The 11999-nt window shown below is 62.8% G+C and carries 7 protein-coding genes; 3 read left to right on the forward strand and 4 right to left on the reverse strand.

Going from position 1 to position 11999, the window contains the following annotated elements; translation table 11 throughout:
* Nucleotides 1–75: 75 nt before the first annotated feature.
* Together B1722_RS12765 and B1722_RS12770 are read left to right on the forward strand one after the other, a co-directional pair.
* Nucleotides 76–957, forward strand: a complete 882-nt coding sequence (locus B1722_RS12765; protein ID WP_041067218.1) for a LysR family transcriptional regulator — start codon at nt 76–78, stop codon at nt 955–957.
* Entirely contained in the window at nt 950–1216 is a 267-nt protein-coding gene (locus B1722_RS12770; RefSeq protein WP_174377184.1) for a hypothetical protein, read from the forward strand. The genes B1722_RS12765 and B1722_RS12770 overlap by 8 nt, the downstream gene beginning before the upstream one ends.
* 68 nt (nt 1217–1284) lie before the next feature.
* On the opposite strand, the gene B1722_RS12775 is transcribed toward B1722_RS12770, so the two are convergent.
* From B1722_RS12775 to B1722_RS12790, 4 genes are all read right to left on the reverse strand, one after another.
* A complete protein-coding gene (locus B1722_RS12775) occupies nt 1285–1764 on the reverse strand; it encodes a copper chaperone PCu(A)C (protein ID WP_041067215.1) in 480 nt (159 codons plus the stop codon).
* Nucleotides 1764–2369, reverse strand: a complete 606-nt coding sequence (locus tag B1722_RS12780) for an SCO family protein (protein ID WP_041067212.1) — start codon at nt 2367–2369, stop codon at nt 1764–1766. Before B1722_RS12780 ends, B1722_RS12775 begins: the two co-directional genes overlap by 1 nt.
* A 156-nt stretch (nt 2370–2525) precedes the next feature.
* Nucleotides 2526–3932 carry an efflux transporter outer membrane subunit gene (locus tag B1722_RS12785; protein ID WP_041067209.1) on the reverse strand — a complete coding sequence of 469 codons (1407 nt, stop codon included), beginning with the start codon at nt 3930–3932 and terminating at the stop codon, nt 2526–2528.
* Between the two features lie 85 nt (nt 3933–4017).
* Nucleotides 4018–4812, reverse strand: coding sequence for a helix-turn-helix transcriptional regulator (locus B1722_RS12790; RefSeq protein ID WP_041067206.1), 795 nt, complete (start codon nt 4810–4812; stop codon nt 4018–4020).
* Nucleotides 4813–5300: 488 nt separating this feature from the next.
* Here B1722_RS12790 and B1722_RS12795 point away from each other — a divergent pair, with 488 nt between their 5' ends.
* Nucleotides 5301–11714, forward strand: a complete 6414-nt coding sequence (locus tag B1722_RS12795; RefSeq protein WP_041067203.1) for a non-ribosomal peptide synthetase — start codon at nt 5301–5303, stop codon at nt 11712–11714.
* The last annotated feature ends 285 nt before the right edge of the window (nt 11715–11999 follow it).

Genomic DNA, 11999 nt, shown 5'->3' on the forward strand with positions numbered 1-11999 from the left:
CTATCATTAATCAATCCGTTTTCGGGATAAATCCGCTAAAGATGAAATGACTATTCCACTCATGGAGCAATTTCCGTGGAGCTTTTGAACGATATGGCGCTGTTTGTGGAGGTAGTGAAGGTGCGCAGCTTTCGTCGCGCGGCCGAGGCACTGGGCATGCCCAATTCGACTCTGTCGCGGCGCATCAGCGGCCTTGAAAAGGCCATTGGCCTGCGTTTGCTACATCGCACCACGCGCAAGCTTGAACTGACTGAAGCCGGGCAGCTGTACTTTGACCGCTGCAAGCGGATCGTCGAGGAGGCGCGCCTGGCGCACGAGCAACTGGGTGAAATGCTGGCGCAGCCCAGTGGACTGTTGCGCGTGTCGATGCCGGTGGATTTCGCTAACGTTTATCTGGCACCGCTGATCGCCGAATTTGCCGGGAATTACCCGGGCATCAGCTTCGATTTCGACCTTACGCCACGCCAGGTGGATCTGGTCAGCGAGCCGGTGGATGTCGTGATCCGCATGGGTGAGCCGGCGACGTCCAATCTGATCGCCCGCAAGCTCACCACGTTACGACGCGGGTTGTATGCATCACCGGGGTATCTGCAGCGTTTTGGTACGCCGCGGCAACCGAGTGATCTGGTGAAGCACGAGTGCTTGCGTTTGCGCACGCCAAGGCCGGACAACTGGATCCTGTCTACGGCCGGAGAGACGATTGAAGTCGAAATCGCCGGACGCTTTCAGCTCAACAGTGTCGGCATGCTCAGGCGCCTGGCCATGCTTGATCAGGGAATCGCCGTGTTGGCCGAAGGCATTGCCGCCGAAGATCTGGCCAGCGGCGCGTTATGCCGGGTGTTGCCAAAGTGGCAGTCCAGTTCAATTGCGGTATACGCACTGACGGAAACCCGCTTGTTGCCGGCCAAGACCCAGCGTTTCATCGAGTTTTTGCGTGAGCGGCTGGTGGATGCCTGAGGATGTTGTCGGCGCCAACCTGAAGCTGTTCACCTGGAAAACCGTACTGATCACCCTTGGGCTGTGGACAGTGGTCAACCTGATCACTGGTTGGCTGGGGTTCTTTGCGGCGGCCGGTTATCTCGGTTATCGCTGGAGTCAGGTGTTGAAGCGCAAGCAGCAGTTGGCTGCGGCGCCCGTGGAGAAAACTGCGGCGGCACCGCGCTCGGGGATGTCGAGAGAAAGTGTGCGCAACGCACTGGCTCGCAAACGCGGCTGACTTGCGCAATAAAAAGGGGCGACCTGATCATCAATCAGGCCGCCCCTTTTTATTGCCGCGCAGTCAGATCAATGCATCTTGCTGTGATCGTGACCTTCCATGTGCGTCAGCGCACGGACTTCGGCTTTGACTTCGACGGTTTCCTTCTCGCCCTTGGCGTTTTCCACGGTCAGGGTCAGCGGCACGCTTTCGCCTTCCTTGAGCTGAGCGGTCAGGCCCATCAGCATCACGTGGTAGCCGTTCGGGTCGAGGCTGACCGCTTTGCCGGCCGGCAGGTCGACCGATTTGACCGGGCCCATGCTCATCACGTCGTTCTTCATGGTCATTTCGTGGATCTGTACATCTTTGGCCACTGGCGAGGCCACGCTCAGCAGTTTGCTGTCGCTGTCGGCGGTGACGGTCATGAACGCGCCGCTGGCCGATTGGGTCGGCACGGTCGCACGCACCCAGGCGTCGTCGACCTTGGTCTGAGCGCTGGCCTGAAACGCCAGGCCCAGCAGGGACAGGGCGAAAACGGCGCGTTTGATGTTGTTCAAAACGGGGTGCATCAGCAGACCTCCATAACGGTGAGCAAATCTTCCGTGCACTCTTGTGCCGAAAGCGATACAGACAGACCCAGGCGCAACTGGCCGCGCGAGTCGTAGACGTAACTGGTGGACGTGTGGGAGATCGTGTAGGTATCGCCCGCCGGGACCTTCTCGTAGAACACGTCGAATTCCTTGGCCGTGGCCTTGGTTTCCTCGACGGTGCCGTACAGCGCGACGAAGCTCGGGTCGAAGGCTTTGACGTAGCTGTCGAGGATCTGCGGAGTGTCGCGTTCCGGGTCGAGGGTGATGAAGATCACCTGCAGACGGTCGCCGTCCTTGCCCATCAGTTTCTTGATTTGCGCGGCGCGGGCGAGGGTGGTCGGGCACACGGCCGGGCATTGGGTGAAGCCGAAGAAGATCATCGGCATCATGCCGCGAAAGCTCGACAGCGTCATGGTTTCGCCGTCGGTGTTCTTCAGCTTGAAGGTGCGCCCGAGGATCTTGTCGCTCAGGTCCTTGCCGTACTTGTACGACAGTTGGCCACGGGTGTCGCAGCCGGCGAGCAGGCCCAGGCCCAGCACGCCCATTCCCGCAAGCACCTTGCGGCGAGTCAACAAAGCCGTCATCTAATACCGCCTTTTGCAGCCCGTCAGTCGGCAGGACTGGCGGGGGGTTAACCGTAAAAGCGGCGCATGATACCAAACTGACGGCAGACGCCGGCCACGGATCGCTGCGTGGCGCAGGATCGGGCGACAAAAGGTGTAAGAAAAAGTGACGGGGGGCTAATTAAAACTCGCCTCATCGGCCCGCCAGCCGCCGCCCAGCACGATGTACAGGTTGACCTCGGCGACCAGTTGCGCGAGCCGATCGGTGATCAGCCCCTGCTGTGAACTGAACAGCGAACGCTGTGCATCGAGAAACGTCAGGCTGCTGTCGACGCCATTCTGATACCGATGCTGCGCCAGGTTGTAGTAGTCCTGAGTGGCCTGCACCAGATCGCGTTGCGCCTGCAATTGCTGCTGATAAGTGCTGCGCGCCGCCAGGCCATTGGCGACTTCCTGAAATGCGGTCTGAATCGATTTCTCGTATTCGGCGACTGCGACGTCTTTCTGCAATTTCGAATAATCCAGGCTCGCGCGCAGGCTGCCGGCGTTGAAAATCGGCAGGTTGATTTGCGGCTGGAACGTCCAGGCGCCGGAGCCGGCGCTGAACAGCCCGGACAGATCGCGGCTGGAGGTGCCGGCACTGGCGGTCAGGCTGACACTGGGGAAAAACGCCGCGCGCGCCGCGCCGATATTGGCGTTGGCCGCCTTCAGTTGGTACTCGGCCTGGAGAATGTCCGGGCGCCGTTGCAGCAGATCCGACGGCAACCCCGCCGGCAGTTGCCGGATCAGATCGCTGGCCAGTGGTTGCGCCGGCAGTTGCTCGGGGACTGGCGCGCCGACCAACAGCGTCAGGCTGTTGAGATCCTGCGCCACCTGGCGTTTGTAGCGCGCCAGATTGGCTCGCGAACTGTCGACGCTGGTCTTGGCCTGCGCCTGTTCCAGCGCCGAAGACTTGCCGGCGTCACGGTTGCGCGTGGTCAGGCGCAGGCTCTGTTCATCGGCGGCGAGGGTCTGGCGCGTCAGTTCGAGCAACTCCTGATCGGCGCGCCAGGTCAGGTAGGCATTGGCGACGTTGGCCACCAGACTCAGCTCGGCACTGCGCCGCGCCTGCTCGGTCGCCAGCCAGGTTTGCAGCGCCTGCTCGCTGAGGCTGCGCACCCGGCCGAAAAAATCCAGCTCATAGGCACTGACGCCGAGATTCGCCGCATAGGTCGAATTGATCATGGCTTTGCTGCGGGTCACGCTGGGCGGCAGGCGTTGGCGCGACTCGCTGGCATTGGCCGACACTGCCGGCAGCAGATCGGCGCGCTGGATCCGGTACTGCGCCTGGAACGCCTCGACGTTCAGCGCCGCCACGCGCAGGTCGCGATTGTTCAGCAGTGCGCTTTCAATCAGCTGTTGCAGCGCCGGGTCGTTGAACAGCGTGCGCCAGTCTTCAGAGCGCGCTGCGGCGGTTGTCTGTGTCGGGTAAATCGCGCCTTGCGGGTACTGCGCCGCGCTCGGTGAGGCCGGACGCTGGTACTCGGGAATCAACGAACAACCGGCCAACAGGACGGCGAGGGACAGCAGGGACATGCGCAACATCGAACGCTCTCATGCAGAAAAAATACGTGCCGGGGACTCAGTCTCCATACACCCTCGCGAACACCGTTGAAGCCTGACTTCGCCGTTACGCCCCCGCCATCCAGCGCGCCAGGCCATGCCGTCCGCTGACGCCCAGTTTGGCGGTGGCACGCTTGAGGTAGGTCTCGACCGAACTGCTCTTGACCCGCAGCTGCTCGGCCAGTTGCGGCACAGTGCCGCCGGTCAGCAGCCCGAGGCAGACTTCCTTTTCCCGGGCCGAGAGGACAATGGCGCCCAGCGCCAGGCGCTCGTCGAACACCTGCTGCAACGGCGCCTGCTCCAGATCGGCCAGGGGCAGGCGCGGTTGTTTGGCGACGATCTGTCGACTGAGTTGCGCGTGCCGTTCAATCAGCGGCAACAGGGTGTCGGACAGGCTTTTGAGAAACGACAGCTCCGGCAGGGAAAACACCCGTTGCGTATGCGGTCGGTAGAACGAGATGACACAACGGCGGTTGGAGGTGCGCGACACCAGATTGCACTGGTGCACGCTGTGCTGCGGATGGCGGGGCTGGAGTGAGGCTTTGAGTTGAATCAGCAGGGAATCATTCATCTCGATCATCTTCTGCAATAGCGGATGATCGTCCGGACTCGTCAACGGGTCTGGCGGCGGAAAGGTCTGCGGCAGGCCAGCGCTGCCCAGCGCCTTGATCTCGACCACGCTGGCCTGGCGTTCGTCCAGCGTCCACTCGCTGAGATCGACGCGATTGACCGGCACCAGGGTGTCGACCAACTGGAACAGGTTATTGGCGAAATGATCATCGCCGGTGCTGGCAATCAGTTCCCCCAGTTGCCAGTAAAAGTGCGGGTTTTCCATGTTGCGAATGCTGCCGGTCAGATTCATATCCTTGTCATCCCTGGTTCCGAGTCATCACCGAGTCGTCCGCTGTTGATGCAAAAGCCGCCCACGCAATCGTCTCTCCTTGAAACTGATCTGGGGCGGGATTTAAGCCTATGGATTTGTCCTACGTCTGTAGGGGAAAACAGGGACACAAAGTGCCATCATTTCTGAAAATTGGCGCCGGCCTTCTGACGGTTCCTGGTACAGCGGTCGCGCTTTGCGTGACTGTTCGGTCACGGCAAAGGCTTGAAAACCGGGGCAGTTACCTTTTCATATGCTGACTGCGCTGGTCGATGGCGGCGTCAGCGTGTGGCATTTTTCCTACAAGAATTTCAGTATTTCCTCTCCGAACTTTTAGTGTGTTCCCACCCAATAAGGCTGTTCAAGCGCGGACTGGCCGGCGCGTGGGACGAGGTTGTCCGGGTTTCAGGTGTCATGTCGGCCTCGGGGCCGATGCTTGAATAGGCGCAAAATCACCTGAGAAGGATCTTATGCCGCCTATTTCCGCCCCTGCGGTGGCCACGCCGTCCGCATCGCTCCAGACGTATCCGCTGACCGCTGCGCAGCTGGATATCTGGCTGGATCAGCTGAGTCGCGGTGATTCGCCGCTGTACAACATCGGCGGCTACATGGACCTCAGTGGCCCGCTGGAGCCGGCCCGGATGCAGGCCGCGCTGGAAACGCTGGTGGCCCGGCATGACGCAATGCGCACGGTGCTGTTGCCCGGCGCCGGTGCAACAGGCTTGCCGCTGCAGCAGTTTGCCCGGTCAGTCGCGGTGCCGATGCCGATCCACGATGTGTCGACGCACGGCGAGCCTGAATCGGCGGCGCGGCGATTGGTTCAGGCGCGCATCGATCAACCCTTCGTGCTGGACGGCGGCTGCCTGTTCCGCTTTCAGTTGATCCACCTCGATGACCAGCGACATTGGTTAGCCGTGCAGGCTCATCACTTGATCTTCGATGGCTGGAGCTTTGGCGAAATGTTCAAGTCGCTGGACGAGATCTATAACGCGCTGGCGCACGGCCAACCGGCACCAGTCGCGGCGCCGTCGTACATCGACTTCATCGAAGACAATGCGCGCTACCAAGCGTCGCCGCGTTATGCGCAGGATCGCGCCTACTGGCTGGACAAGTACCGACAATTGCCCGAGCCGCTGTTGCTGCCACGGCATCAGCAGAGTCTGGCCGGTCAGACCGCGCAGACGCAGGTCTACGCGCAGCCCTTGCCGGCGTTGCTGCATGAGCGCATGCAGCAGGTGGCCCGAGCGTTCGGCGCGTCGGCGTTCCATGTGTTGCTGGCGGCGCTGCATGTTTACTTCAGCCGTACCGCGCAGCGTGACGAATGGGTAGTTGGATTGCCGATTCTCAACCGCTCGGGTGCGCGCTTCAAATCCACCCTCGGGCTGTTCGCCCAGGTCAGCGCGGTGCGCATGGGTTTCGGTCGCGAATCTACCTTCGCTGAACTGGTGCGCGCGATCCGTGATGAGCTGCGCAAGGATTTCCGCCATCAGCGCTTCCCCGTGAGTGAAATGAACCGCGCCCTGGGTTTGCTGCGCGAAGAGCGCTCGCAGCTGTTCGAGGTCACGGTTTCCTACGAACAGGGCACTCATGATTATCGCTACGGCGAGGCATCGGGACGGATCATCAAGGCCTCGAACGTCGAGGAGGCCACGCCGCTGGCGGTGCACCTGCTGAGCAGTCTTGCCAACGACGATGCGCGCCTGTACCTGATCTACAGCGAGGCATATTTCAGCGCCGATCAAGTCAAGGCCCTGGCGGAACGCTGGTTGTTGATTCTGGAGCAGGGGCTGGAGGCGGTGAACCTGCCGGTGGCGGATTTCGACCTGAGCACGCCCGAGGAAACCGCGCTGCTGCAACAGTGGAATGCCACGCGGGTGGACTACCCGGCTCCGACCCCCCTTGCGCAGCGTATCGAAGCGCAGGCAATGCTGCGGCCGCAGGCACTGGCGGCGATTGCTCAAGGGCAATGCCTGAGCTATATCGAACTCAATCAACGTGCCAATGCGCTCGCTCATCATCTGCTCGACCTCGGTGTGCGCCCGGATGACCGGGTGGCGATCATCGCCCGTCGCGGGCTCGACACACTGGTCGGGTTGTTGGCGATTCTCAAGGCTGGCGCCGCTTATGTTCCGCTGGATCCGGCGCATCCGGCCGAGCGCCTGAGCTATCTGCTGGAGGACAGCGCGCCCATCGCGGTGCTGACCCAGCGTGTGCTGCGCGAGCATTTGCCGGCGCTGTCGGTGCCGGTGATCGAGCTGGATCAGCCGACCTGGCCCGTCGAACATGTCGGCGCGCCGAAGATGCCGGGGCTGACCCCGGCCAACCTCGCTTATGTGATTTACACCTCTGGTTCCACCGGCCTGCCCAAGGGGGTGATGGTCGAGCATCGCACCCTGTGCAATCTGGTCGATTGGCACGCTGACGTTTTCGACCTGCGCGCCGGCAGCCATACCTCAAGCCTGGCCGGCTTCGGTTTCGACGCGATGGCCTGGGAAGTCTGGCCGGCGCTGTGCGTGGGCGCGACCCTGCACCTGGCGCCGGTCAGCGAGGGTGGCGAAGACATCGATGCGCTGCTCGACTGGTGGTGTGCGCAGCCGCTGGAGGTGAGCTTTTTGCCGACCCCCATCGCCGAATACGCGTTCAGCCGCCAACTCGCTCACCCGACGTTGCGCACGCTGCTGATCGGTGGCGATCGCCTGCGCCAGTTCCCGCGTCAACAATCCTTCGAAGTGATCAACAACTACGGGCCGACCGAAGCCACCGTGGTGGCGACCTCGGGTCGCATCGACGCCGGGCAGTCGCTGCACATCGGCAAACCGGTGAGCAATGCCACGGTGTATCTGCTGGATGAACAGCAGCAACCGGTGCCGCTGGGCGTGAGCGGCGAGTTGTACATCGGCGGGGCCGGCGTGGCTCGCGGTTATTTGAACCGCGCCGACCTGAGCGCCGAGCGCTTCCTGCGCGATCCGTTCAGCGCTGAACCGGGGGCGCGCATGTATCGCACTGGCGATCTCGCACGCTGGCGCGCCGATGGCAATCTGGAATACCTGGGGCGCAATGACGATCAGGTGAAAATCCGTGGCGTGCGCATCGAACCGGGGGAAATCGAGAGCGCACTCACCAGCCATCCAGCGGTGCGCGAAGCGGTGGTGCTGGTGCGCGACGGACAATTGTTGGCGTGGTTCACCGAGCGGGCGCCGTTGAACATCAATGAACTGCACGCACACCTGAAAACCCGCCTGAGCAGCGCCATGCTGCCGAACGCCTACGTGCGTCTGCCGGCGCTGCCGCTGACCGCCAACGGCAAGGTCGATCGCAAGGCGCTGCCCGCGCCCGAGGCAGGAGATTTGATCCGCCGCGAATACGAGGCACCGCAAGGCGAGGTCGAAATCGCCCTGGCGCAGATCTGGGCCGAAGTCCTGCAAGTGGAGCGGGTCGGGCGTCACGATCACTTCTTCGAACTGGGCGGGCACTCGTTGCTGGCGGTGATGCTGATCGAACGCATGCGTCAGCTCGATCTGAGCAGCGACGTGCGCGTGCTGTTCAGCCAGCCGACGCTCGCTGCACTGGCCGCTTCGGTCGGCAGCGGTCGGGAAATCGAAGTGCCGGCCAACCGCATCGCCGCCGATTGCACGCACATCACGCCGGCGATGTTGCCGCTGGTACAACTGCAGCAGATGGACATCGAGCGGATCGTCGCCAGCGTTCCGGGGGGCGCCGCCAATGTGCAGGACATCTACCCGCTGGCACCGTTGCAGGAGGGGATTCTCTACCACCACATCACCGCTGAGCAGGGCGATCCGTACCTGCTGCAGTCGCAACTGGCGTTCGACAGTCTTGAGCGCGTCGAGGCCTTTGCTGCGGCGCTGCGCGAGGTCATGGCGCGCCACGACATTCTGCGTACTTCGGTGCTCTGGGAAGGCCTGACCACCCCGGTGCAAGTGGTGTGGCGTGAAGCGATTGTGCCGTTGCAGGAGGTCGAGCTTGATCCGCGTGACGGGCCGGTCCTTGAACAGTTGCACGCGCGTTTCAACGCCCGGCGTTATCGCCTCGACGTCAGTCAGGCGCCGTTGCTGCGTCTGGTGTATGCCCGTGATCCGGCTATGGAGCGAGTGGTGGGGATTCTGCTGTTCCATCATCTGGCCATGGACCACATCGCCCTTGAAGTGATGCGCGGCGAGCTGCAGGCCAGCCTGTGCGGACACACTGTGGCGCTGGCGCCGCCAGTGCCGTATCGCAATTACGTGGCGCAGGCGCGGCTGGGCGTCAGCGAGCAGGAACACGAGGCGTTTTTCCGAGCGCAACTGGCGGACATAGACGAGCCGACCCTGCCATTCGGGCTGATGGAAGTGCAGGGCGACGGACGCGGCATTGACGAAGCGCAGCAGACCCTGCCGGCTGACGTCTATCAACGCTTGCGCACCCAGGCGCGCCAGGCGGGGGTCAGCGTGGCGAGCCTGGTCCATCTGGCGTGGGCGCGGGTGCTGGCGGCGACGTCCGGCCAGCAGCGTGTGGTGTTCGGCACGGTACTGATGGGGCGCATGCAAGGCGGCGAGGGCGCTGACCGCGCTTTGGGCGTGTTCATCAACAGTTTGCCGTTGCGCATCGATGTCGATGCCGGGGTGCTGGACGCCGTGCGCGCCACCCACGCGCGACTGACCGCGCTGCTCGGGCATGAGCACGCGTCGCTGGCACTGGCCCAGCGCTGCAGTGGCGTCGCTTCGCCGTCGCCGTTGTTCAGCGCGCTGCTCAACTACCGGCACAGTGACGAAACCGAACTGCTGGAGCCGTCGCGGCAAGCCTGGCAAGGCATTGAAACCCTGGCCAACGAAGAGCGCACCAACTATCCGCTGACCATGAGCGTGGATGATTACGGCAACGGCTTGCGCCTCACCGGCAGGGCCGTGGCGCAGATTGGCGCGCAACGGATTTGCGGCTACATGCAAACCGCGTTGCACGGTTTGCTGCAGGCCCTGGAACAGACACCGCAGCAGCCGTTGAACCGCTTGCCGATCCTGCAAGCCGAAGAGCTGCAACGCGTGCTGATCACGTTCAATGCCACTGAGGTCGATTGTCCGCTGGATCAGCCGTTGCACGTGTTGTTCGAAGCAAAGGTGCGGCGTAAGCCAGACGCCATCGCGCTGCAATCCGCGCAGGGAACCCTGACTTACCTCGAGCTCAATCAGCGCGCCAATCGTCTGGCCCATCACCTGCGCGAACTCGGTGTGCAACCGGATGCGCGGGTGGCAATCTGTGTCGAGCGCGGGCTGGATCTGGTGGTCGGTCTGCTGGGGATTCTCAAGGCCGGCGGCGCTTATGTGCCGCTGGATCCGGACTATCCGCTGGAGCGCCTGAACTACATGTTGCAGGACAGCGCGCCTGTCGCACTGTTGGTGCATGGCCCCACACGGCAATTGCTGGGTGAGCCGGGTGTGACGATGATCAATCTGGATCACGGCAGTTGGGAGCAGCAGCCGTCAGACAACCCTCAACTGCCGGGTCTGAATGCTTCGAACCTCGCTTACATGATCTACACCTCGGGTTCTACCGGGCTGCCGAAGGGCGTGATGATCGAGCACCGCAGTGCCTGCAACATGGTGCATTGGGGTTCGCAGATTTCGCCGCCGACCGAGCACGGCGCGCTGCTGCAAAAAGCGCCGTTCAGCTTCGACAGTTCGGTGTGGGAGATCTTCTGGCCGCTGTGTTCCGGCATGCGCCTGGTATTGGCGCGACCGGACGGCAACCGCGATTCGGCGTATGTGGTGCAGACCATTCGTGAGCAGCAGGTGACGGTGGTCAAGTTCGTCCCGGCGCTGTTGCAGCAGTTCATTGAACAGGACGGTGTCGAGCAATGCACCAGCCTGACCGATGTGCTTAACGGTGGCGGCGAACTCAGTGCCGCGCTGGCGCGTCAGGTGCGCGATCGCCTGCCGTGGGTGCGGTTGCATAACGTTTATGGCCCGACTGAAACCACCGTGGACAGCACGGGCTGGACGCTGGAACCTGACATGCCGGTGCCGGACAACGTGGTGCCGATCGGCACAGCACTGAGCAATACCCGGCTGTACGTGCTCGATGGGTACGGTCAACCCGTGCCGCAAGGCGTCAGCGGTGAGTTGCATATCGGAGGCGTCGGTGTGGCGCGCGGTTATCACGGGCTGCCGGAGATGCAGGCCGAGCGCTTCATCGACAGCCCGTTTGTGCCGGGGGATCGGCTGTACCGCACCGGGGATCTGGCGCGCTACAACCACGCTGGCGAGCTGGAATTCCTTGGTCGCAACGACTTCCAGATCAAGCTGCGTGGCTTGCGTCTGGAGCCGGGGGAAATCGAGGCGCGGTTGATCGAGCATCCGGCAATTCGCGAGGCGGTGGTGATGGTCCGTGATGAGCGTCTGGTGGCCTGGTACACCGTGCGCGCCGGCATCGACGCGCCATCGTTGGAAACCTTGCGCGGCCATGTGCTGGAGCGTTTGCCCGAGTACATGGTGCCCGGTGCGTTCGTAGTGCTCGACGCTTTGCCGCTGACGCCGAACGACAAGATCGACCGCAAAGCCCTGCCGGAGCCGGGGGCAGATGCAGTCATCAATCGCCCATACGTGGCGCCACAGGGTGAAGTCGAAACCGCGCTGGCGCAGATCTGGGGCGAGGTGCTTGGCGTCGAACAGGTCGGACGGCACGACAACTTCTTTGAACTCGGTGGGCATTCGTTGCTGGCGGTGAGTCTGGTGGCGCGCATGCGCCAGAGCGGTTTGCACACCGACGCCCGGGCGCTGTTCAGCCAGCCGACCCTGGCGGCGCTGGCGCTGAGCACCACACCCGAGGCGCAGCAAGTGGTGATCCCGCAAACCACCATCCCGAGCCTCACCCGCAAACGGCGGCTCTGAACTCTGCGTCTGACACCGAACCTGTGGCGAGGGAGCTTGCTCCCGCTGGGGCGCAACGCGTCCCCCGGCTCCTGATGCAAACCATCGGGGCCTGCTACGCAGTCCAGCGGGAGCAAGCTCCCTCGCCACAGGTATGCGGTTGCTCAGCCGCAGGGAGGCCGGCTTGTCCCCGCTTCCCATGTCAGCCCCGCAAGCCCCGATGTTTTAGTTTTTCCAGGCTGCGCGCAGCAGGCACGGACTCGCGGCTGCGCGCTCCTTTTTCTCGTATTTACAGCAGGTTATCCC

Origin of the sequence: Pseudomonas sp. SCPG-7 (assembly GCF_002156405.1) — a bacterium.
GTDB lineage: Bacteria > Pseudomonadota > Gammaproteobacteria > Pseudomonadales > Pseudomonadaceae > Aquipseudomonas > Aquipseudomonas parakoreensis.